The sequence below is a fragment of the Actinomadura sp. 1N219 genome (assembly GCF_044326405.1).
Classification (GTDB): Bacteria; Actinomycetota; Actinomycetes; order Streptosporangiales; family Streptosporangiaceae; genus Spirillospora.
Map to the genome: position 1 here is coordinate 529,299 of NZ_JBIRAY010000004.1, position 21,007 is coordinate 550,305.

The 21,007-nt window shown below is 69.8% G+C and carries 22 protein-coding genes; 12 read left to right on the top strand and 10 right to left on the bottom strand.

What is annotated here, in order from left to right:
- Nucleotides 1-92: 92 nt before the first annotated feature.
- Entirely contained in the window at nt 93-1,088 is a 996-nt protein-coding gene (locus tag ACH35V_RS17245) for an ArsA-related P-loop ATPase (RefSeq protein ID WP_395973391.1), read from the bottom strand.
- A 244-nt stretch (nt 1,089-1,332) separates the two neighbouring features.
- Between ACH35V_RS17245 and ACH35V_RS17250 the strand changes: the two genes are divergently transcribed.
- Nucleotides 1,333-2,409: a slipin family protein gene (locus ACH35V_RS17250; RefSeq protein ID WP_395973393.1), complete on the top strand. Its 1,077-nt coding sequence runs from the start codon at nt 1,333-1,335 to the stop codon at nt 2,407-2,409.
- Between the two features lie 45 nt (nt 2,410-2,454).
- On the opposite strand, the gene ACH35V_RS17255 is transcribed toward ACH35V_RS17250, so the two are convergent.
- The gene (locus ACH35V_RS17255; RefSeq protein WP_395973395.1) at nt 2,455-3,822 is read right to left on the bottom strand and encodes an MFS transporter; all 1,368 of its coding nucleotides are present in this window, start codon (nt 3,820-3,822) and stop codon (nt 2,455-2,457) included.
- A gap of 87 nt (nt 3,823-3,909) precedes the next feature.
- Here ACH35V_RS17255 and ACH35V_RS17260 point away from each other — a divergent pair, with 87 nt between their 5' ends.
- From ACH35V_RS17260 to ACH35V_RS17280, 5 genes are all read left to right on the top strand, one after another.
- Entirely contained in the window at nt 3,910-4,410 is a 501-nt protein-coding gene (locus ACH35V_RS17260) for a MarR family winged helix-turn-helix transcriptional regulator (protein ID WP_395973397.1), read from the top strand.
- An 85-nt stretch (nt 4,411-4,495) separates the two neighbouring features.
- A complete protein-coding gene (locus ACH35V_RS17265) occupies nt 4,496-4,654 on the top strand; it encodes a DUF4177 domain-containing protein (protein ID WP_021591512.1) in 159 nt (52 codons plus the stop codon).
- Between the two features lie 10 nt (nt 4,655-4,664).
- Nucleotides 4,665-5,126, top strand: coding sequence for a RidA family protein (locus tag ACH35V_RS17270; protein ID WP_395973398.1), 462 nt, complete (start codon nt 4,665-4,667; stop codon nt 5,124-5,126).
- Between the two features lie 77 nt (nt 5,127-5,203).
- Nucleotides 5,204-6,097: an NUDIX hydrolase gene (locus ACH35V_RS17275; protein WP_395973401.1), complete on the top strand. Its 894-nt coding sequence runs from the start codon at nt 5,204-5,206 to the stop codon at nt 6,095-6,097.
- A 154-nt stretch (nt 6,098-6,251) separates the two neighbouring features.
- Complete coding sequence (locus ACH35V_RS17280; protein ID WP_395973445.1) at nt 6,252-7,034, top strand: MBL fold metallo-hydrolase; 783 nt, start codon at nt 6,252-6,254, stop codon at nt 7,032-7,034.
- Nucleotides 7,035-7,137: 103 nt separating this feature from the next.
- Here the strand turns inward: ACH35V_RS17280 and ACH35V_RS17285 are convergent, their stop codons facing one another.
- Nucleotides 7,138-7,824, bottom strand: coding sequence for a Crp/Fnr family transcriptional regulator (locus ACH35V_RS17285; RefSeq protein WP_067483689.1), 687 nt, complete (start codon nt 7,822-7,824; stop codon nt 7,138-7,140).
- A 229-nt stretch (nt 7,825-8,053) separates the two neighbouring features.
- On the opposite strand from ACH35V_RS17285, the gene ACH35V_RS17290 reads away from it, so the two are divergent.
- Nucleotides 8,054-8,680 carry a TetR/AcrR family transcriptional regulator gene (locus ACH35V_RS17290; protein WP_395973402.1) on the top strand — a complete coding sequence of 209 codons (627 nt, stop codon included), beginning with the start codon at nt 8,054-8,056 and terminating at the stop codon, nt 8,678-8,680.
- 35 nt (nt 8,681-8,715) lie between these two features.
- Here ACH35V_RS17290 and ACH35V_RS17295 read toward each other — a convergent pair whose 3' ends face one another.
- Together ACH35V_RS17295 and ACH35V_RS17300 are read right to left on the bottom strand one after the other, a co-directional pair.
- Nucleotides 8,716-9,201, bottom strand: a complete 486-nt coding sequence (locus ACH35V_RS17295; protein ID WP_395973404.1) for a carboxymuconolactone decarboxylase family protein — start codon at nt 9,199-9,201, stop codon at nt 8,716-8,718.
- A 65-nt stretch (nt 9,202-9,266) separates the two neighbouring features.
- On the bottom strand, nt 9,267-10,193 hold the full coding sequence (locus ACH35V_RS17300; protein WP_395973406.1) for an SDR family NAD(P)-dependent oxidoreductase: 927 nt from the start codon (nt 10,191-10,193) through the stop codon (nt 9,267-9,269).
- Between the two features lie 103 nt (nt 10,194-10,296).
- On the opposite strand from ACH35V_RS17300, the gene nth reads away from it, so the two are divergent.
- The 3 genes from nth to ACH35V_RS17315 all read left to right on the top strand — a co-directional run bounded on the left by nth (nt 10,297) and on the right by ACH35V_RS17315 (nt 13,111).
- Nucleotides 10,297-11,037, top strand: coding sequence for an endonuclease III (gene nth / locus ACH35V_RS17305; protein ID WP_395973407.1), 741 nt, complete (start codon nt 10,297-10,299; stop codon nt 11,035-11,037).
- Between the two features lie 115 nt (nt 11,038-11,152).
- Nucleotides 11,153-11,767, top strand: coding sequence for an NUDIX hydrolase (locus ACH35V_RS17310; RefSeq protein ID WP_395973447.1), 615 nt, complete (start codon nt 11,153-11,155; stop codon nt 11,765-11,767).
- Between the two features lie 147 nt (nt 11,768-11,914).
- Nucleotides 11,915-13,111 carry a MarP family serine protease gene (locus ACH35V_RS17315; RefSeq protein WP_395973408.1) on the top strand — a complete coding sequence of 399 codons (1,197 nt, stop codon included), beginning with the start codon at nt 11,915-11,917 and terminating at the stop codon, nt 13,109-13,111.
- On the opposite strand, the gene ACH35V_RS17320 is transcribed toward ACH35V_RS17315, so the two are convergent.
- From ACH35V_RS17320 to acs, 5 genes are all read right to left on the bottom strand, one after another.
- Nucleotides 13,108-13,557: a DUF309 domain-containing protein gene (locus tag ACH35V_RS17320; protein WP_395973410.1), complete on the bottom strand. Its 450-nt coding sequence runs from the start codon at nt 13,555-13,557 to the stop codon at nt 13,108-13,110. The two genes, ACH35V_RS17315 and ACH35V_RS17320, sit on opposite strands and share 4 nt — an antisense overlap.
- A 108-nt stretch (nt 13,558-13,665) precedes the next feature.
- A complete protein-coding gene (locus ACH35V_RS17325; protein ID WP_395973411.1) occupies nt 13,666-14,589 on the bottom strand; it encodes an alpha/beta fold hydrolase in 924 nt (307 codons plus the stop codon).
- Nucleotides 14,590-14,598: 9 nt separating this feature from the next.
- The gene (locus ACH35V_RS17330; protein WP_131969717.1) at nt 14,599-15,030 is read right to left on the bottom strand and encodes a phage holin family protein; all 432 of its coding nucleotides are present in this window, start codon (nt 15,028-15,030) and stop codon (nt 14,599-14,601) included.
- 15 nt (nt 15,031-15,045) lie between these two features.
- Nucleotides 15,046-16,284 (bottom strand): Na+/H+ antiporter NhaA, encoded by a 1,239-nt coding sequence (gene nhaA / locus ACH35V_RS17335; RefSeq protein WP_395973412.1) that lies wholly within the window; start codon nt 16,282-16,284, stop codon nt 15,046-15,048.
- Nucleotides 16,285-16,548: 264 nt separating this feature from the next.
- Nucleotides 16,549-18,516: an acetate--CoA ligase gene (gene acs / locus ACH35V_RS17340; protein WP_395973413.1), complete on the bottom strand. Its 1,968-nt coding sequence runs from the start codon at nt 18,514-18,516 to the stop codon at nt 16,549-16,551.
- 218 nt (nt 18,517-18,734) lie between these two features.
- Between acs and ACH35V_RS17345 the strand changes: the two genes are divergently transcribed.
- Entirely contained in the window at nt 18,735-19,526 is a 792-nt protein-coding gene (locus tag ACH35V_RS17345; protein ID WP_395973414.1) for a Fic family protein, read from the top strand.
- Nucleotides 19,527-19,557: 31 nt separating this feature from the next.
- On the top strand, nt 19,558-20,175 hold the full coding sequence (locus ACH35V_RS17350; RefSeq protein ID WP_395973416.1) for a pentapeptide repeat-containing protein: 618 nt from the start codon (nt 19,558-19,560) through the stop codon (nt 20,173-20,175).
- Nucleotides 20,176-21,007 lie beyond the last annotated feature (832 nt).

Sequence of the window (21,007 nt, forward strand, 5' to 3'; positions counted from 1 at the left end):
GGGCCAGTGCGCAGGGTTTGCCTTTTCCGTCCGGGGCCAGTGCGCGAGGGGGGCGTGGTTCCGGGCAGGCCGTCCAGTCTTGCGGCGCCCGGTCATGCGGCGCCCTGGGTGCGGAGGGCGGCGGCCAGGTCGTAGAGGCCGGCCAGGTCCATGCCGTCCGAGAGGAGCGGGAGCGTGTAGCGGGGGCGGTCGATCGACTCCAGGCGTTCCTTCTCGCGGCGCTGGAGCGCGGTGCGGCGGGCGTGGTCGCCGGCCTCGGCGGCGAGTTCCGCGGCGATGGTCTCGGCGTCGTGTTCCAGGCCGGCGGCCTTCACGCCCCGGACGATCTCGTCGGTGTCCAGCGCGCGGGCGGCGGCCGCGGCGAGGTCGTCCTCGGTCAGGACGGGCTGGTGCTCCATGTTGATGACGACGCCGCCGATGGGCAGCCCGACTTCGGTGAGGTCGCGGATCCCGTCCATCGTTTCCTGGACGGGCATCTCTTCCAGGAGAGTCACGAAGTGCACGGCCGTCTCAGGGCTGCGCAGGACCTTCATCACGGTGTCGGCGTGGTTGCGCACTGGTCCGACCTTGGCGAGCCCTGATACCTCGTCGTTGACGTTCAGGAATTTCGTGATGCGGCCTGTGGGCGGGGCGTCCATGACGACCGCGTCGTAGATGAACGAGCCGTCCTTCTTCTTGCGACGCACCGATTCGCTGGTCTTGCCGGTGAGGATCACGTCGCGGAGGCCGGGCGCGATGGTGGTGACGAAGTCGACGATGCCGAGCTTGGTCATCGCCTTCCCGGCGCGCTTGAGGTTGTAGAACATTTCGAGGTACTCGATGAGCGCCTCTTCGGTGTCGATGGCGAGCGCGTAGACGTCGCCGCCGTCCGGTGCGACGGCGACGCGGCGCTCCCCGTACGGCAGCGGAGGGCAGTCGAACAGCTGGGCGATGCCCTGCCGTCCCTCGACCTCGACCAGCAGGACCTTGCGGCCTCCGGCGGCCAGGGCGAGCGCGAGTGCGGCGGCGACCGTCGTCTTTCCGGTGCCGCCCTTGCCTGTGACCACGTGGAGGCGTACGCCGTCCCAGTCGGTGTCTCTCGCGCTCACCCGATCGACCATATCGTTCACTCGGCAAACACTTCAGAGTGCGTCCGTCCCTATGCAAGTGATCCCTGACACGGTTCGTCCAAGATCGTTCGCGCGGGCACTGTCATTCGGCCTGCCCGCGCGGTTAGCTGGGAAACGTGAACCGTCCTCCGGGTGGTTCCGTCTGAACCTCACGAGTTCAGAACTGCCGGGGCCAGAGGTGCTTCCCCGCGGCCCCGTCCACCGCGCGAGAAAGGTGGCCGTGATGGAAGCGGTGGTCCTTGTCATATTGCTCGTCGTTCTTGTCGGCGGGCTGATGGGCCTGGCGTCGTCGATCCGCATCGTCCAGCAGTACGAGCACGGCATCGTGTTCCGGTTCGGGCAGGTGCAGCGGGGCGGGCAGCTGCGCCCCGGCGCGGTCCGGGCGCCCGGCATCACGGCGATCGTGCCGATCGTCGAACGGATGCAGAAGGTCAGCCGGCAGACGGTCACGATGGGCGTCCCGGGGCAGGACGGCATCACCCAGGACAACGTGAGCGTCCGCGTCGACGCCGTCGTGTACTTCCGGGTGATCGACCCGGTGAAGGCGATCGTGAACGTCCAGAACTACGGCTACGCGGTCTCCCAGGTGGCGCAGACGTCGCTGCGGTCGGTCATCGGCCAGGCGGACATGCAGGAGCTCCTCGGCGAGCGCGCGAAGATCAACACGCGGCTGCGGGCGATCATCGACGAGATCACCGAGGGGCCGTGGGGCATCCGGATCGAGATGGTCGAGATCAAGGACGTCTCGCTGCCGGAGGGCATGAAGCGGTCGATGGCCCGGCAGGCCGAGGCTGAGCGCGAGCGCCGCGCCCGCATCATCACCGCGGACGGGGAGTTCCAGGCGTCCAAGCGGCTCGCCGCCGCCGCGGAGATCATGTCGCAGGACCCGGCGGCCCTCCAGCTCCGGCTGCTGCAGACGGTCGTGGAGGTCTCCGCCGAGAAGAACAGCACGCTGGTCATGCCGCTGCCGGTCGAGATCCTGCGGTTCTTCGAGCGCGCCGCGGGCGGTCCTGGAAAGTCCGGCGAGGGTGACGGCGAGGGCGAGAAGGCCAGGCTCGACCTCGGGGCGCGCCTGGCCAAGGCCGAGGAGGAGCTGGCGAAGGCGGCGGAGACGCCGTCGGCGCTGCAGTCCGCCGAGGACGTCCCGCCGGTCATCGGGCTGGACGAGCCAAAGCCGCGCGACGAAGCGCAGGCCGTACGGCCGCCGTCCGGCGAGCAGCACGGCATCACGAGCGGCAAACCCCAGCCTGGCGACGAAACGCAGCCTGGCGACGAAACACAGACGGGCGGCGGTGCGTAGCTCAGGAGCGAGGTCCCCCGGCGACTGATCGCGGCTGCCGGGGGGCTAGTGGGCGGGCTTGGTGTTGGGGAGTGGCGTCGGTGCTGGGTGTGGTGGTTTTGCAGTGGGCATGGACAGGTTTCGGACGCCGGGTACTGCCGCTGTGGCGAGGCATGACGCGGCTACCAGAACGGCCGTGACCATTAGGGGAGTGGACGTCCCCCAAACGGACGCGGCCCAGGGCGCGAGCGCGTAGCCGAGGGGTGCGGCGCCCAGGGAGAGCAGCCAGTCGTAGGAGGTCACCCGGGCCAGCGCGTGCGGCGGGATGGTCATCTGGACGACCGTCTCCCAGGACGGGTTGAGGACGCCCAGCCCGGTGAGCGCCAGCCCGTACGCGCCGATGGCCAGCGGGGCGGGCGCGGCGACGGCGAACAGGGCGAGGGGCAGGGCGAAGACGGCGAGGCCGAGATTCGCGACGAGGACGGGCCGCCGGGGCCGCAGGCGCGCGGCCAGCAGGGCGCCGACGACGAGACCCACGGCCCCCACCTGGACGGTCGCGATCCACATTTCCTCGCCGCCGAGCCGTTCGATCGCGATAGCCGGGCCGAGGGTGAGCAGCACGGCGGACGCGCCATTCCACATGGCGTGTGCGATCAGGCTCGTCCAGTACCAGTCGCGCGAGCGGACCTCCGACCAGCCTTCCTTCAGGTCACCGACTAGCCGTCCGAACGCGCCTGCCCGTCGGCCATCGCCGCCGGGCCGCTCCGGGATCGGGACGTGCCGGACGCGCGTCATCGCGAGCAGCACAGCGCTGAGGGCGAAGGTCGCGGCGTCGAGCACGAACGTCCAGCCGGGGCCGACGGTCAGCACGAACGTCCCGGCGAGGGCGGGCCCGACAAGCCGGGTGGCGCCGTTGGTCGCGCCCAGCAGCGAGTTCGCCTTCTGGAGGCCGGACGGCTCGACGGTTCCCGCGACCAGCGGCGAGATGGTCGGTGTCTGGAACGCCGAGGCCGTGCCGCCGATCGCCTGGGCGATGGCGAGGTGCCAGAGCTGGAGCTGTCCGCTGAGGAGCTCGATGCCGGCGAAGAGCTGGGCGGCGCAGCTGACGAGGTCGGTGCCCAGCGCGACGCCTCGCGCGTTGAGGCGGTCCGCAACGACGCCGCCGATCGGCAGGAGGAGCAGGCGTGGCACCATCGCGCAGCCGAGCACCAGGGCGAGCGCGGACGTGGAGCCGGTCGCGCGCAGGACGGCGAGGGCGAGCGCGGCGGGCACGGCGGCGTCGCCGGTCAGGGACAGGACGCGCGCGCCGAACAGCAGCCGAAAGTCCCGGCCGCGCAGCGGATGGCCGGAGCGAAGCTCGTCGATTGAATGGTGGTGGGCGGAGCGACGCTCGGCTGATCGGCGGTGGGGCGGGGCTGGCGGACGGTGGTCCATGCCGGTCAATCTAATTCGGTGTCGAATTATTCGTCAACGAATTATTCGATGTCGAAGTGGCACGGGTCGGCCGCTACGATCCTGGTCATGGGCGGCGAGACGGCACGGGACCGGACGGACGATCACGTCGCGCGGTGGACGCCGATCCTGTCCGACCTTGATCCGGACATCGAGGGCGCGGTCACCCGGATGGTCTACCTCGTGGAGCACCTGAAGCACGTCCGCGACCGGTCGCTCGTGGCCTCCGACCTGCAGCGGCACGAGTACGACACGCTGCACGCCCTCGCCGGGCGGCACGGCTCGGCCGCGCCCTCGCAGCTCGCCGCCGACCTCGGCATGGCGCCGAACTCGATCACCGGACGGCTGGACGCGCTGGAACGCCGCGGCTTCGTCCGCCGGACGCCGTCCGCCACCGACCGCCGCCGGGTCGTCGTCGAGCTCACCGACGAGGGGCGGGCCGCCTGGCTGGGCGCGATGGACCGCGTGGGCCACGAGGAGTACCGGCTGCTCGCCGCCCTCAGCGCGGACGAGCGCCGCACCCTCTCCGACCTCCTCCGCCGCGTCATGATCCGCGCCGAGCACCCCTGACCCAGGCCCGGGGGCACTTCTGCTGGTGCGTTGAACGGGTGGGTTCCGGCGGGGTTCGGGTGGGCCGATCGCTAGTGTGAGGCGCATGAAGAAGTGGGAGTACGCGACCGTTCCGTTGCTGGTGCACGCGACCAAGCAGATTCTGGACAACTGGGGACAAGACGGGTGGGAGCTCGTCACCGTCCTGCCGGGGCCGAACCCGGAGAACCTCGTGGCCTACTTCAAGCGCGAAGTGCAGTCCTAGGGGGATGGTCATGAGCACGCCTGAAGAACGGATCCGCGAGCTGGGCATGGAGCTGCCGGAGGCCGTCCCGCCGGTCGCGTCGTACGTCCCCACGGCCCGGACGGGGTCGCTCGTCTACACGGCCGGGCAGATCCCGCTGGTCAAGGGCGAGCTGGGCGTGACCGGGAAGGTGGGTGCCGAGGTCAGCCCGGAAGAGGGCGCCCGGCAGGCGCGGATCTGCGCGCTGAACGCGATCGCGGCGCTCAAGGCCGAGGTCGGCGAGCTGTCCCGCATCGCGCGGATCGTCAAGGTCGTCGGCTTCGTCGCCAGCGCCCCGGACTTCGACGGGCAGCCGCAGGTGATCAACGGTGCGAGCGATCTGCTGGTCGAGGTGTTCGGGGACGCGGGCAAGCACGCCCGCAGCGCCGTGGGCGTCGCCGTCCTGCCGCGCAACGTCCCGGTCGAGGTCGAACTGATCGCCGAAATCGCCTAGCCGTAGCCGCGGCCGCACCCTGGCTTCGGCGCCGTTGGCGGGCGCCGGTGTCCGGGGTTGACGGAATGGCGTTCGGTATGTCCGAATTGGCCGCCATGAAGGTCAGGGGGCTGGAGGACGGTGGGACGACGGTGAACGCGCTCAGGCTGCCGGAGTCGTTCCGCGGCCGGGTCGAGGACATCCGGGCCGGGAGAGCCGAGCCCGTCCCGGCCCGTCATGCGGCCACGGTCGTCGTGCTTCGCGATCATGAGAGGCACGGGCTGCAGGCGTTCCTGCTCCGCCGCGTCCGGTCCATGGAGTTCGCGCCCGGCGCGTACGTGTTCCCGGGCGGCGGGGTCGACCCGCGCGACGGGGACCTGGATCTCGCCTGGTCGGGCCCGGCGCCGGCCGAGTGGGGACGGGCCTTCAACGCCGACGAGACGCTGGCGCGCGAGCTGGTGTGCGCGGCCGTCCGGGAGACGTTCGAGGAGACCCTCGTCCTGCTCGCGGGCCCGACGGCGGAGACGGTCGTGGACGACACGCGCGGCGACGGATGGGAGGCCGACCGGCAGGCCCTCCTGGACCGGACCCAGTCGTTCGGCGCGTTCCTCGACCGGCGCGGTCTCGTCCTCCGCGCGGACCTGCTCCGCCCCTGGGCGCACTGGATCACCCCGAAGGTCGAGCCGAAACGCTACGACACGCGCTTCTTCGTCGCGGGGATGCCGGAGGGGCAGCGGGCCCGGGACGTCAGCACCGAGGCGGACCAGGCGTCCTGGGTGCGTCCGGCGGAGGCCGCCGAGCGCGGGAGCACGGGCGAATGGACGATGCTCCCGCCGACGATCGCGACGCTCGCCGAGCTCGCCGAGTTCGAGACGGTCGCGGACGCGCTGGCCGCGCCCCGCGAGATCGTCGCGTACGAGCCCACGGCGGAGATCATCGACGGCGAGGCGTACCTCGTCCTCCCGGACTCCATCGCCCAGCACTACCGGTGACGGGCAGGGCGGCGAGGTGAGCGGGCGGCGGCGGGACGCGGTCTCCAAGGCGCTCCTGTACCGGCTGGCGGGGACGTCGGCGTTGCGGCATCTCGACCGGCTGGGCTGGAACCCGGTCCGTCACCCGGATCGGGCCTCGGGGAAGATGGGGGACATGCCGGAGATCGATGGAATGGGCACTGAACGGGCTACCTGCGTGCTGGCTCCGAATCCGTCCGCCATGACCCTGGACGGCACCAACAGCTGGATCATCGCCGAGCCCGGCTCCGACGAGGCCGTCGTCGTCGACCCCGGGCCGAAGGACGGCAAGCATCTGCGGCGCGTCCTGGAAACGGTCGAGGCGCAGGGACGCCGCGTCGGTCTCGTCCTGCTCACGCATGGCCATCCCGACCACTCGGCCGGGGCGGGGAAGTTCGCGCGGCTGGCCGGGGGGTCGGTCAAGGTGCGGGCGCTCGATCCGCGGCACCGGCTCGGCGACGAGGGGCTCGGCGAGGGCGACGTCGTCACGACGGGCGGTCTGGAGCTGCGGATCATGGAGACGCCCGGCCACAGCGACGACTCGCTCACGTTCTGGCTTCCGGCGGACGGCGCCGTCCTCACCGGCGACACCGTCCTCGGGTACGGGACGACCGTCCTGGAGGGCAGCCTCCGCGACTATCTCGGCTCGCTCGACCGGCTCCGCGCGTTCTCCACCGAGGTCGAGGCCGCCACGATCCTCCCCGGTCACGGGCCGAAGCTGGACGACCCGATCGCCGTCCTCGACCACTACATCGACCACCGGCGGGAGCGGCTCGCGCAGGTGGAGGCCGCCGTCGCCGCGGGTGCGCGCACGGCCCGCGAGGTCGTCGAGCGGGTTTACGCGGACGTCGACAAGTCCCTCTGGCCCGCGGCGGAATGGTCCGTCCAGGCCCAGCTCGACTACCTGAACGGCCGCTGACCCCCGCGCAGCCCGCCGCAACGCCCGCGCCCGCCTCCGCGCCCGTCGGCGTTCGCACGGCGTTGGGTGAGGTGGACGGGCGTTCAGCGTGCCGGGCGGGTGGTCACTTGGAGCGCTTGCGGAGGCGTTCGATGTCGAGGATCACGACGGCGCGGGCCTCGATGCGCAGCCAGTTCCGCTGCGCGAAGTCGGCGAGCGCCTTGTTGACGGTCTCGCGGGACGCGCCGACGAGCTGGGCCAGCTCCTCCTGCGTGAGGTCGTGGTGCACGTGCAGCCCGGCCTCGGACGGCTGGCCGAACCGCTCGGCCAGGTCGAGCAGCGCCTTGGCGACACGGCCCGGCACGTCGGTGAACACCAGGTCGGCCATGACGTCGTTGGTCTTGCGCAGCCGCTGCGCCAGGGCGCGCAGGAGCTGGACGGCGACCTCCGGGTGCCCGGTCAGCCAGGGCCGCAGGTCGTCGTGGCCGAGCCCGGCCAGGCGGCACTCGGTCACCGCGATGGCGCTCGCGGTGCGCGGACGCGGGTCGAACAGCGACAGCTCCCCGAACATCTCGCTCGGGCCGAGCACGCTCAGCAGGTTCTCCCGGCCGTCCGGCGCCGTCCTGGTCAGCTTGATCTTGCCTTCGAGGACGACGTACAGCCGGTCCCCCGTCTCCCCCTCGTTGAACAGCGTCTGACCGCGTGCGAGGCGCACCTCGGTCACGTTGGCGCGCAGCGCCTTGGCGCCCTGCTCGTCGAGGGCCTCGAAGAGCGGGGCTCTGCTCAGAACGTCCACGTCGCGATCCGTCACGCTTCTCCTCCTCCAACACCGACATGCCTAGTGTGACGTACGTCCCACCGCGTACGTGAAGGCTGGGTCACGGCGCGCCGAAACGGAGGACCTGGCTTTCCGTCCTCCCCGGGCCGCCGCGGTCCCGTTCGCCCAGTGTACGGACCGTTGGGTGAATGCCATCACACCGGTCTCATCACCCTTTAGCGGACGTCCAGGCGTGGTAGCGGTCGTGCCCTAATCTGATCGGATGTCCCAGGCTTCGCCGCGCCGCCTTCCGCGGGGGCGGCACGCGCTGTCCCGCTCGGAGGTGGAGCGGGTGCATCGCGACCGTCTCTGCGCGGCGATGGCGGCGGCGATGACCGAGAAGGGGTACGTGGGGACGTCGGTCGAGGACGTCCTGAAACGGGCCAGGGTTTCCCGGCAGAGCTTCTACGGGCTGTTCTCGTCCAAGCTCGACTGCTTCATGGCGGCGTTCGACCAGGCGACCGAAGTGCTCCGCCGACGGCTGGAAGGCGCCGTGGAGGGCGGGGGCGACCCGTCGGAACGGTTCGAGCGTGCCTTCACCGCTTATCTGGAGGCGCTGGCGTCGGAACCGGGTTACGCGCGCTTGTTCCTTGTGGAGGTCTACGCGGCCGGGCCGGAGGCCATCCAGCGGCGTTCCGAGATACAGCACGATCTGGCGGCGGCTCTCGCCGAGATGATGGGCGCGACCGGGGAGACGGCCCGGTTCGCCTGCCAGATCGTCGTGTCTGCGGTCGGCGCGATGGTGACGCCTGCGGTGGCGGCGGGCGACATGGCGGCGCTGCGCGCGGTCGGGCCTCCGGTGGTCGAACACGTCCGGCTTCTCCTGCGCTCCGGGGTCCTGAGCAGCTGAAACGCTGTGGTGATACTCACGCGCCCTGAGCTGGGTCAGTGATCTGGCTGGACGCGGAGCGTGCCGATCACGGTGGCGAGCATCTCGTAGTGGGCGGCGAGCATGGTCAGCTCGACGCACTGTCCCTCGGACAGGTGGGTGCGGAGCCGCTTCCAGGTCTCGTCGTCCAGGTCGCGCCGGTCGTGGAGCTGGTCGGTGGCGGCGAGGATCGCACGCTCGCGCGGGTTCCAGCCGACCGCGTCCGGTCCCTCCTTGAGGCGCTGGACGTCCCGTTCCCGGACGCCCGCACGGCGGCCGATGCGCACGTGGTGGTCGAACTCGTAGCGGCAGTCGCGCAGGTGGGCGACGCGGAGGATCACCAGTTCCGTCTCCCTGCGCGGGAGGGTGCCGCCTGGCATGAGCCGTCCGGCGAACCACAGCCAGCCGCGGAACAGGCCACGGCGGCGCGCCAGGGTCAGGAAAAGGTTCGGCGGGCCCGTCCCGGTGGCTCGGCCCGCGACCCGGCAGATGAGCCAGTTCACGACCCCTACGTCCCGGATTCCGCCGGGCGTGGCACGCGGCCCAGGGGTGCCGCTAGGCGCGGCCGTCATCGTTGAGGCTCCGGCTGCGAGGGCAATCGTTCCGGCTGTGGCGTGGTCAGCCCTGGCTGTGGCGTGGTCAGTTCCACCCGCTCGTTCTGCGCGATTCCCAGGGTTTCGCGCAGCTTTCGTTGGACGACACGGTCGACGACGGGTTGCGCGACCATCCTGACCGGCAGAACCCCGCCGACCCACCAGGGTGCGACGATCCGCTTGGAACGCCGGGCGATTCCGCGCTCCAGGGCGTCGATCCCTACGCGCAGTGGCGTGACCGCTGAGACGAGGCTGCTCGCGCGTCCTGAATGCACCAGGGCATGCGCCGCCTCGGTGTCGAACCCTCGCCGCGTCATATCGGTGTCGAGTTCGGCGAAGTACGCGACTCCTGCCCTGGCTCCCCATGGCCGCAGCTCGACTCTTAGCGTGTTGCCAAGCGCCTCTACAGCGGCTTTGGACGCGCTGTAGGCACCCAGCAGAGGCGCGTGGACGGCCGCCGCCAAGGACGCCACAGCCAGCGCATAACCGCGCTCATGGCAGACGTAAGGCCCCGCTGCGCGAAGGGTGTTGTGGACGCCCAGCACGTTCACCCGGAGGCTCTGCTCCAGCACGGACGGGTCCCCGCCGATGATCGGCATCTGCGCGGCCACTCCCGCGTTGGCGACGACGACGTCCAGGCCGCCGCCCAGCGCGTCCGCGGCGGCGTCCACGACCTCGGCGACCCGGTCGCGGTCGGTAACGTCGCACGTCCACCAGGGGGCGGAGCCGCAGTCGGCCGCGACGGAGGCGAGGTGGTCGGGCTCCAAGCCGGCGAGCGCCACCCGGCCGCCGCGCTCGTGCAGCCGGACGGCCAGGGCCGCGCCGATGCCGCGCGCCGCTCCTGTGATCAAGACGCGCCGCCCGGCGAGCGTCGCGGTCCACCGGGAGGAGTCGAGGATCATGCGGGCGAGCGTAACATAAATGAACATCATCGTCTTTTTGAGACGGGGCGCCGAGATTCCGCTCCGGCCGAGCGCCGGGCGCTGAGGCTTTAGGCTGGCCGGTATGGCGACGGAGGCGTCCAGAAGGCCGCGAGCCCGGAAATGGCAGAACGAGACGCGGCTCGGGCTTGTGCGGCGGGCGCGCAGGATCAACCGCGTCCTGGCCGAGACGTACCCGGACGCGCACTGCGAGCTGAACTTCGGGACGCCGTTCCAGCTCCTCGTCGCGACCGTCCTGTCGGCGCAGACCACCGACGTGCGGGTGAACCTGACCACGCCGGGCCTTTTCGCCAAGTACCCCACGCCGGAGGACCTCGCCGCCGCCAACCCCGAAGACGTCGAGCAGATCCTGAAACCCACCGGGTTCTTCCGCGCCAAGACCAAGTCGGTCATGGGCCTGTCCGCCGCACTGCGGGACCAGTTCGGAGGCGAGGTCCCAGGGAACCTTGCAGACCTGGTCACTCTCCCTGGGGTGGGACGTAAGACGGCCAACGTCGTCCTAGGCAACGCGTTCGACGTGCCGGGAATCACCGTCGACACTCACTTCGGCCGTCTGGCCCGCCGTTTCGCATGGACGAACGAAGACGACCCAGTGAAGGTTGAGCAGGAGATAGGCACGCTCATCCCGCGCAAGGACTGGACGATGCTCTCCCACAGGCTCATCTGGCACGGCCGCCGTATCTGCCATGCCCGCCGTCCAGCCTGTGGGGCGTGCCCGCTCGCCCAGTTGTGCCCGTCGTTCGGCGAAGGACCCACCGACGAGGACACCGCGCGCAAGCTCGTCAAACCCGGCCCCTTCTCATGACCCTCGCCCGCGCTGTGGGAAGGATCACGAGCGTTCCGGAGTTGGGACGGACGTGACCGACATCGCCCCCACCGGCCCGCCCTGGCTCCAGCGCTTCTGCTCCGAGGGGCCGCGGATGACGGTGCCGCCGATGTTCCGGCCCGTGCCGGACGCGCGTGCCGCCGCCGTCCTGATCCTCTTCGGCGAGGGTCCGGACGGCCCTGACGTGCTGCTCACCGAGCGCGCGCCCACGCTCAACAGCCACGCCGGGCAGCCCGCGTTCCCCGGCGGACGCATCGACCCCGACGACCGCATCGGCTCCGACGACGGCGGCGCGGTCGCGGCGGCGCTGCGCGAGGCGTGGGAGGAGGCGGGCGTCGAACCGTCCGGCGTGGACGTCGTCTGCACGCTCCCCGAGCTGTACCTGGCGCACAGCAGGCATCGCGTCACGCCCGTCGCCGGCTGGTGGCGGGAGCCGTCGGACATCGCGCCCGGCCATCCCGGCGAGGTCGCGACGGTCGCGCGCGTCCCGATCGCGGAGCTGGTCGACCCGGCGAACCGGCTGATGATCCGGCATCCGTCCGGGCTCAGGATGGGGCCCGCGTTCCGCGTCCGCGGCATGCTCGTGTGGGGGTTCACGGCGGCGCTGCTCATCCGCGTCCTGGACGCGGGCGGCTGGAACCGTCCGTGGGACGCGAACCACGTCGAAGACCTGCCGCCAGAGACCCTGAACCTCGCATCCCGCGACTGAACATCCGCCGTCGCAGGTCAGGCCGCTGTTGTCATTCCGGCCGACGACAGCGGGGCATATACGTCACACCGGACGGCTACCCCGTGGACCCCAATCTGGTACATCGAGGGGACGTTAAGCAGCGGTGCGGCACTATACGGTGAAGCGGTGCTGCACGACCACGTTCTCGACGTCATCCTGCTCGTGCTCGTCGTGCTGTTCGGAGTCTCGGGCTACCGGCAGGGCTTCATCGTGAGCCTGCTGAGCTTCGTCGGCTTCGTCGGCGGCGGCGTCGCCGGGGTGCTGATCGCGCCGCCGATCGCCGAGGCCGCGGTGGACGGCGCCGCGCAGCAGGCGCTCCTCGCGATCGTGATCGCGTTCCTGGCCGCGACCATGGGACAGCTGGTCGCGTCCTCGCTCGGCGCCGTCCTGCGCAACCGGGTGACCGGCCTGAACGCCCGCACCGTGGACGCGGTCGGCGGCACCTTCGTCAGCGCCCTGTCGCTCCTCATCGTCGCCTGGTTCTTCGGGAGCCTGGTCGCCAACTCCGAGTTCCAGCCCGTCCGGACGCAGGTCAAGGGCTCGTCCATCATCAACGGCATCAACGACGTGATGCCGCCGCAGGCGCAGACCTGGTTCACCTCCTTCCAGGGCTTCGTGAAGAGCAGCGAGTTCCCGCAGGTCTTCAACGGGCTCGGCGGCGAGTCGGTGGTGCAGGTGCCGCCGCCGGACGAGTCCGTGCTGAACACCAAGGGGCTGCGCGCCGCCCGCGACAGCATCGTGAAGATCGTCAGCACGGCGCCGCAGTGCCAGCGGCGGATCGAGGGCACCGGCTTCGTGTTCGCGCCGAAGCACGTCATGACGAACGCGCACGTCGTCGCGGGCGCGCGCGGGACGTCCGGCGTGGCGACCGTGAACGGCGAGACCGCGCGCGGACGGGTCGTCCTGTACGACCCGAAGCGCGACGTCGCCGTCCTGTACGTGCCGGGGCTGGACGCGCCGGCGCTGAAGTTCGCCGGGGAGGCCCGCGTCCGCGACAGCGCGATCATCGCCGGGTTCCCGAAGAACCAGCCGTTCACGCCGGGCGCCGCCCGGATCCGCGCCCGGCAGACGGCGCGGGGCCCGGACATCTACCACTCCGGCCAGGTCACCCGCGAGATCTACGCCATCCGCGGCAAGGTCGAGCCGGGCAACTCGGGCGGCCCGCTGCTGTCCACGGACGGCCGCGTCTACGGCGTCATCTTCGCCGCCGCACTGGACTCGCCGTCCACCGGCTACGCGCTGACCGCGGAAGAGGTCGCCCCGGACGTGCGCGCGAGCGCCAACGCGACGACACCGGTGTCGACGGAACGCTGCTCCGACTAACTCACCAGTTGAACGGTTATCGGGCCCTCCTGGGGATGCCCGGCCAGATGGCGTGCCCGCTGAACGACTCCTTGGACGTCGATGCCGTGCGGAGGGTCAACCTCATACGGGACGAGACGTTCGGCTGCGCGGCTTAGGAGCGCGTCAGCACCGCGCGTGTTTCCGCGGCGGAGATGGGTTATTCCTACGGCGACCTGCGCGAGACCTCTCCACAGTTCCCGTTCGGGTTCAGGTGCGGCCTTCCAGACTGCTTCGAGTACCTCGTGGGCATGGAACGGACGGTCGGCGTCCAGGAGGCGTTGCGCTTCTACCAAGGCTTCGGTGGGCGGCAGGTCGATGTCGTCCGGCATCGTGGGTATGCCGGTCGCGTCATGGGGTAGCGGCCGTCCGAAGGCGTCGCGTGGACGTGCGTTGCGTGGCCGTCCGGCCTCGTCCCGATCCCGCATCCCTCCACGCTACGCCCGTCCCACACGCGCCCTACCGGCGGACGGTCAAAGCTCGGGTTCGGGCGGTCATAGCTCAGGTTCGGGCGGTCATAGCTCGGGTTCGGGTGGTCATAGCTCGGGTTCGGGATCGGCGAGCCAGCCGAGAAGCTGGGTGTCGAACGTGCGGGGACGTTCCTCGTGTGGGAAATGACCGGCGCCGTCGATGAGCTTCCAGCGGTAAGGGGCCGTCACGTAGCGGCCGGAACCCTGGGCGCTGCCGGGGAGAGTGCACGTGTCGAGCGCACCGTGCAATTGGAGCGTCGGTACGTGGATGGGTGCGCGCATGCGGTGCGCGTAGCGGATTCCGTCCGGGCGGGCCTGTGAACGGATGAGCCAACGGTGATACTCCAGCGCGCTATGCGCCGCCCCAGGAATCTGTACTGCTCTCCGGACAAGGCGCTCAGTGCGTTCGTCCGGCCAACCCGGGCCTGACCAGTCGTGCAGTAGCTTCCCGACCAGTGCTGCGTCGTCCCGCACTAGGCGCCGTTCAGGCCACACCGGCAACTGGAAACCGAACGTGTGGCGTGTCGCCCAGCCCTGCCCGCGCGGGTCACCGGCGATCGCCTGCCGCAGCCGCAGCGGGTGCGGCGCGCTCACCACCGCCAGCCGCTGGACGACCTTCGGGTGGTAGACGCCCATCGTCCAGGCTAGGAGCCCGCCCCAGTCGTGCCCGACGACGATCGCGTTCGCCTCACCGAGTGCCCGGACGAGACCTGCGGCGTCCCCGGCGAGCGTCACCAGGTCGTAGCCGCGCGGCGGCTTGTCGCTCCCGCCGTAGCCGCGCAGGTCCACCGCGGCGGCGCGGTAACCGGCCGCCGGCAGCGACACCAGCTGGTTGTGCCATGACCACCAGAACTCGGGGAAACCGTGCAGAAGCAGGACGAGCGGCCCGTCACCGGCCTCGGCGACGTGGAACCGCGTCCCGCCGGCGCTGATCTGCCGGTGGGTCCACGGTCCGTCGACCTCGACCAGGGACGCGTCGTGCCCGGACATGGCGATCGGTCAGCCCGTCAGCTCTGGCGTGTCGGAATCGCCGCGGCGGCGCAGCTTCGACAGGTCGCTCTTCAGCGACTTGCGGGTCCGCTTCGCCCCTTCGATCTTCTTGATGAACCGTTTGGCGATCAGCATCAGCGCCCCCGCGAGCAGCACGTACACGACGGCGACGATGAGGAATGCCAGCCAGCGCCAGAGACCAAGTCCGATCAGCCCGTACGCGAACGAGATAGACAGCAGGATGACGACGATCCCGCCCATGACCGCGGCGATGGTGAACATCACACTGCTGACGGCCGCCTTCTTGGCGTCGGCCTTCAGCTCGACCCTGGCGAGCTCCATCTCCAGCCTGATGATGTCCGACATCTCGCTCAACGCCAGCGTGGCCAGATCGCCGAGCGATTTGTCCTCGACGCGATCGCCCGGTAGTGCCTCGGACATATAGAAAATTCCCCTTCAGTCCCGGCGCGCGCGCAGACGCACCCTTCTCCGGAAGACGACGGCCGCGGCCGCCGAGGCGAGAACGCTCGCGATCAGGACCGCAGTCGTCACTCTCTCGAATTGTGACGGGTCGGTATAGGCCAAACCGCCGATCAGCAGCGAAACGGTGAAACCCACCCCGGCGAGCAAAGCGACCCCGGCGATCTCATGCCAGTGCAGATCCTCGCTGAGGCTCGCCCAGCCGAGCCGGACGGCCGCCCAGGCCCCACCGAAGACGCCCACGAACTTACCGATCACCAGACCGGCGACCACACCGAGGGCCACCCGGTCGGTGAACACCGCACCGAGTTGAGACGCGCCGAGCCCTACGCCCGCCGACACGAACGCGAAAACCGGCACGCACACTCCTGCCGAGAACGGACGCAGCGCATGGTCGGCGCGTTCCGCGTTCGTCGGCCGTCCGTCCGGTGTTTCCTTCGGGCTGGTGAGCATTCCCAGGGCGACACCGGCGACGGTGGCGTGCACACCACTCCGCTGCAGGCAGTACCAGGCGAGGACAGCTAGAGGCACGTACACCCACGGCGATCGGACGCTCCTGTGCTGCAGCCACCCGTACGCGCCGATCAGAACCGCTCCGAGGCCGAGCGGCGTCCAATGCATCTCGTGGGTGTAGAACAACGCGATGATGGTGATGGCGATGAGGTCGTCCACCACGGCCAGGGTCAGCAGGAAAGCGCGCAGAGGCGCTGGGCATGCCGTGAACGTCACGGCGAGCACGGCGAGCGCGAACGCGATGTCCGTCGCCGTTGGAACAGCCCATCCGCTGGACGCCCCTGGTTCGCCCACGCTCACCGCCAGGAAAATCAGTGCCGGCACGGCCACGCCGGCCACGGCGGCGAGAACGGGCAGTGCCGCGTCCCTTGGATTGCGCAGCTCTCCGTGGGTCAATTCCTCACGCAGCTCTAGGCCGGCGATGAAGAAGAACACGGCGAGCAACCCGCTGGACGCCCAATGCTGCACGTCCATGTGCCCGATGTGCAGCCAGTGGGGGCTGATCTCGAAAGTCTGCAGGCTCTTGTAGGCGTCCGCCCACGGCGTGTTGGCCCACACCAGCGCGGCGACCGCCGCGAGCAGCATGACCACGCCGCCGATCGTCTCCGTCCGCAAGGCCACTGCGACCTGCGTCCCGTAGCGGACGGTGGGACGGAACGGCCACGTCGCAGCAACGCGACGCCGCACGGTTGGGCGCGCCATGGAAAACCCCCGGGAAGGTGGCGAACGTCTGGACTGGCCCCGGCCCGCTACACAACGGGCCGCGACGCTGCCGACCAGACTTCCCGGCGCACCACGAACGACCTTACCTGCACGATCACCGCCGCTGCGCCTGCGGGCGGGTGCACAACGGTCATGCGACGGCCCGCGCCCGATGGCATGCACCGGGCGCGGGCCGTGTCGCGAGCCGTCCTCGCGGGTCCTTGCGGGTCCTTGCGGGTCCTTGCGGGTCGTCCTTGCGGGTGGTCAGTCCTCGGACTTGGCGCTCGGAAGCTTCTCCGAGATCAGGTCCATGACCGTGCTGTCGGCGAGCGTCGTCACGTCGCCGATGCTGCGGTTCTCGGCGACGTCCCGCAGCAGCCGCCGCATGATCTTGCCGGAGCGGGTCTTCGGCAGCTCCGGCACCATCATGATCTGCCGGGGCTTGGCGATCGGGCCGAGCACCTTGGACACGTGGTCGCGCAGCTCCCGCAGGAACTCCTCGCCCTCCACGTCCCCGCCGGCGTCCCCGCGCGGGATGACGAACGCGACGATGGCCTGCCCGGTGACCGGGTCCGTCGCGCCGACGACCGCCGACTCGGCGACCTTCGGGTGCGAGACCAGCGCCGACTCCACCTCCGTCGTGGAGATGTTGTGGCCGGACACGAGCATGACGTCGTCCACGCGGCCGAGCAGCCACATGTCGCCGTCCGCGTCCTTCTTCGCGCCGTCGCCTGCGAAGTACAGGCCCTCGAAACGCGACCAGTACGTCTTGACGTAGCGCTCGTCGTCGCCCCAGATCGTCCGGAGCATGCTCGGCCACGGCTCCCTGACCACCATGAACCCGCCGCCGCCGTCCGGCACGGACTGGCCCTGGTCGTCCACCACGTCCGCGGCGATGCCGGGCAGCGGGCGCATCGCCGCGCCCGGCTTCCCGTGCGTCACCCCTGGCAGCGGGCTGATCATGATGGCGCCGGTCTCCGTCTGCCACCACGTGTCGACGACCGGGGTCCGGTCGGCGCCGATGTGCTTGCGGTACCAGACGTACGCCTCCGGGTTGATCGGCTCACCCACCGACCCCAGGACGCGCAGGGACGACAGGTCGTACCGCGCAGGGATGTCGTCGCCCCACTTCATAAAAGTACGGATCGCTGTAGGCGCGGTGTAGAAGATGGTCACCTTGTACTTCTGGATGACGTCCCACCAGCGGCCCTGATTGGGGGTGTCGGGGGTTCCCTCGTAGATGACGCTGGTCGCGCCGTTGGCGAGCGGCCCGTACACGATGTACGAGTGACCGGTCACCCAGCCGATGTCGGCCGAACACCAGTAGACGTCCGTCTCCGGCTTCAGGTCGAAAACCGCGTAATGCGTGTACGCGCACTGCGTCAGGTACCCGCCAGTGGTGTGCAGGATGCCCTTCGGCTTACCCGTCGTACCGGACGTGTACAGAATGTACAGCGGGTGCTCCGAGTCCATGGGCTCGGCAGTGTGCTGCTCACTCTGCCGTTCGACGACGTCATGCCACCACAGGTCGCGCTCGTTCTCGGCGACCTGCTCCCCAGTGCGGCGCACCACGAGCACGTTCTCGATCGTCGGCGTCTGCGCGACGGCCTCGTCGACGATGCCCTTCAGGTCGGACGGCTTACCGCGGCGGAACCCGCCGTCCGCCGTGATGACCAGCTTGGCCTGCGCGTCGTCGATGCGGGTCCGCAGCGCCTCCGCCGAGAACCCGCCGAACACGACCGAATGGGTAGCGCCGATGCGCGCGCACGCCAGCATCGAGATCGGCAGCTCGGGAATCATCGGCAGGTAGATCGCGACCCGGTCGCCCTTGCGGACGCCCAGTTCCAGTAGGGCGTTGGCTGCCCTGTTCACCTCGCGCTGGAGGTCGGCGTAGGTGAGGGTACGGCTGTCGCCCGGTTCGCCTTCCCAATGGAACGCGACCTTGGCTCCACGACCGGCCTCCACATGGCGGTCGACGCAGTTGTAGGCGACGTTCAGCTCGCCGCCCACGAACCACTTCGCGAACGGGGGATTGCTCCAGTCGAGGACGTCGTCCCAGCGCTTCGTCCAGGACAGCCGATCCGCCTGCTCCGCCCAGAACCCCAGGCGGTCCTCGGCCGCCTGCTCGTACGCCTCGGCCTTGACATTGGCCGACGCGGCGAGCTCTGCGGGCGGGGAGAAGCGGCGCGTCTCCTGCAGAAGGTTCGACAGTGTCTCTTGGCTCTGGCTCAACGCGAAACTCCTTGCTAGCTGAAGCTGGGGGTCGCCCGGTATCCCCACTTCACCAGGAAGGTCCTCGGTCCCACAAGGCCGCGTTCTTGGATGTCGTGGATCCGGATGGTGTCGTGTGACACCCAACACACCAGCCCTTCCCAGTCTGCGGTCAGAGAATCGCTGTGTGCATCGGGGGCTGGGCATAGGCGCTACTGGTAGCCGCATAAGGTCGGGCCGTGACCGATGCCCTTGCTGATGTAGCGAATCTGCCCGGCGTCGCCGGTGCGGTAGACGACGCGCGTTCCGCCGTAGACCGGCTGCTAGGCCACCGCATCTTGCGGCGCCGCAGTGCGGAGGTTTCCACCGAGTCCGCGTTGCGTGGTGCCCGAGCTTCGGCCGTCCTTGATGGGGCCACCGTCACATTGGACGAACTCCGCACCACTGAGAACCCGTCCGATCCCGTCGTCCAGGGGTCTCTCCGTGTGTCGGCCGAACTGGGAACTCTGACGGAGACATGGCGGAAGGCGCCCCGGCAGGCCCTCGCCCGGCTCCACGTCCTGGCTGCAGCGGACGCAGTCGAAAGCGCCGATCTAGGACGCCCGCGCTCAACCGACGGATTTGTCAACGACGCGTCGGGCCTAGGTGCCGCGCCGTCGCCGTCCGAGGTGGCCCTTCGCCTGGACGCACTCAGCGGCCTGCTGACCGAGACAACCAAAGCGCCGGCCCTGGTGGTAGCGGCTATCGTGCACGGCGAACTGCTGACTCTGCGACCGTTCGGCTGGGGAGACGGGGTCGTCGCCCGCGCCGCCCAGCGACTCACCCTCGTGGCCCGCGGACTCGACCCCAAATCGCTAGTCGCGCCAGAGGTCGGGCACCTGGAACTCGCGTCCGACTACGCCGACGCACTCCGCGCCTACTCGTCCGGCACCCCCGAAGGTGTCGCCCAGTGGATCGGACACTGCTCCGCCGCCGTGGCCGCCGCGGCCCGGGACTCGCAGGCCATCTGCGAAGCGTTCATGCGCGGCTGACGCTGTCGGTGGGGTGGTCCATGCTTGGCCTATGGCCGAGCGCATGTACGGACGACCCGCGGCTCCCACCGACACCACCATCTCGTCAGCGGACTGGGACTCCCGGGACCTGACCGGCGAGAACCACGCCAACGTCCTCTTCGTGGATGCCGACATGACCGAGGCCAGCGGCGTCGGCGCCGTGTTCACCGACTGCACGTTCCGCGGTGCGCGGTTCAACGCGTCCACCCACACCGACGCCGCGTTCGTGAACTGCACGTTCGTCCGCTGCGGATTCTTCGACACCACCTTCACGGGATGCAAGCTCGTCGGCAGCATGTTCGATGGATGCACCTATGACCTGTTGAAGGTGAAGGGCGGCGACTGGTCATTCACGGGTCTCCCAGGAGCAGACCTGCGCCGTGCGTCGTTCACAGAGGTGCGCATGCGTGAGACCGATCTCACTGGTGCGAGGTGCGCCGGTGCCGAGTTTCGTGACGTCGACTTGTCGGGTTCGGTGGTGCACAAGGCGGACTTTTCCGGCTGCGATCTACGCGGAAGCGACATCTCGGCGATAGACCCCTTCACCGTCGAACTTCGGCGCGCGGTGATCGATCCGTTTCAGGCGGTCGTCCTGGCAACCGCACTAGGGCTGGACGTCCGCGACTAACGCCTTACTCGCAAAGCGAACGGCGCCCCTCTAGGGGACGCCGCCGCCAAGCACGTCACACCGGGTTACCAAGCGTGCACCTCATATCCGTCGGACCGGGTCAAGCCCGTCTCGACGCGCCTCCCGCGGCTGGTCGCGCGTGGGTGCCCGGCTGCCGTGCGCGGACACGTGGTCCGTAGGACCTGTGTACGCCTCATTTGCCCAGTTGACAAGCCCCTCTTCGGGAAACTCGCAGGGCCGGGGAGAGCGGTGCCGGCGGGGACGCGGGTGTCACATGAGGCCAACTTGGGATGGACGCCCCTATTTCGGACTAACCGGAACTCAGAGACGGTTCCGAAATTGATCACTCACCGTGATTATTTCCATTGTGAACAGTCGATCCGGCGGTGCGGCCGGAAAGATCTTTAGTTCTCCTGTACGCTCCCACTCCCGTCCCGATGCACTCCTTGTGCGGGGGTTCGGGTGCCCTGTCGAGGGGCGGCACGGCGCCTTGCGGCACCGCACCGTCACACGTCGAGCGGATCGTCCCAACCAGGTGAGAAAAATCGTCACCTGTCGGACGAGTTTGCGCCTCGACGGAACTCTGAACGATCGGGCAGCATATGTTGTATCTGCCTAGACTGGAGTCAGTGAGTTTGCCTCTCCTATAGAGCGAACTTGCGTACGGCTTAGCCCGAACTCCCCCGAGACTTTCTTGGGAAAGCGGGCCGGCTCTACCCCCCCGGAGCCGGACCGCCCGGCGACCCCCGCTCTCCCCCCCGGCGGGGGTCGCCCAGTCGTTAGCGGCGGGGGGGGGGGGGGGGGCCCCCCCCCCCCCCCCCCCCCCCACCCA

Excerpts from the sequence above, each read along its gene's own strand:
- ACH35V_RS17330 (WP_131969717.1), bottom strand. The coding sequence starts at position 15,030 with ATGTCCGAGGCACTACCGGGCGATCGCGTCGAGGACAAATCGCTCGGC.
- ACH35V_RS17265 (WP_021591512.1), top strand. The coding sequence starts at position 4,496 with ATGAAGAAGTGGGAGTACGCGACCGTTCCGTTGCTGGTGCACGCGACC.
- ACH35V_RS17325 (WP_395973411.1), bottom strand. The coding sequence starts at position 14,589 with ATGTCCGGGCACGACGCGTCCCTGGTCGAGGTCGACGGACCGTGGACC.
- ACH35V_RS17300 (WP_395973406.1), bottom strand. The coding sequence starts at position 10,193 with ATGATCCTCGACTCCTCCCGGTGGACCGCGACGCTCGCCGGGCGGCGC.
- ACH35V_RS17250 (WP_395973393.1), top strand. The coding sequence starts at position 1,333 with ATGGAAGCGGTGGTCCTTGTCATATTGCTCGTCGTTCTTGTCGGCGGG.
- ACH35V_RS17350 (WP_395973416.1), top strand. The coding sequence starts at position 19,558 with ATGGCCGAGCGCATGTACGGACGACCCGCGGCTCCCACCGACACCACC.
- ACH35V_RS17255 (WP_395973395.1), bottom strand. The coding sequence starts at position 3,822 with ATGGACCACCGTCCGCCAGCCCCGCCCCACCGCCGATCAGCCGAGCGT.
- nth (WP_395973407.1), top strand. The coding sequence starts at position 10,297 with ATGGCGACGGAGGCGTCCAGAAGGCCGCGAGCCCGGAAATGGCAGAAC.
- ACH35V_RS17290 (WP_395973402.1), top strand. The coding sequence starts at position 8,054 with ATGTCCCAGGCTTCGCCGCGCCGCCTTCCGCGGGGGCGGCACGCGCTG.
- ACH35V_RS17270 (WP_395973398.1), top strand. The coding sequence starts at position 4,665 with ATGAGCACGCCTGAAGAACGGATCCGCGAGCTGGGCATGGAGCTGCCG.
- ACH35V_RS17310 (WP_395973447.1), top strand. The coding sequence starts at position 11,153 with ATGACGGTGCCGCCGATGTTCCGGCCCGTGCCGGACGCGCGTGCCGCC.
- ACH35V_RS17275 (WP_395973401.1), top strand. The coding sequence starts at position 5,204 with ATGTCCGAATTGGCCGCCATGAAGGTCAGGGGGCTGGAGGACGGTGGG.
- ACH35V_RS17280 (WP_395973445.1), top strand. The coding sequence starts at position 6,252 with ATGCCGGAGATCGATGGAATGGGCACTGAACGGGCTACCTGCGTGCTG.
- nhaA (WP_395973412.1), bottom strand. The coding sequence starts at position 16,284 with ATGGCGCGCCCAACCGTGCGGCGTCGCGTTGCTGCGACGTGGCCGTTC.
- ACH35V_RS17320 (WP_395973410.1), bottom strand. The coding sequence starts at position 13,557 with ATGCGGGATCGGGACGAGGCCGGACGGCCACGCAACGCACGTCCACGC.
- ACH35V_RS17260 (WP_395973397.1), top strand. The coding sequence starts at position 3,910 with ATGGGCGGCGAGACGGCACGGGACCGGACGGACGATCACGTCGCGCGG.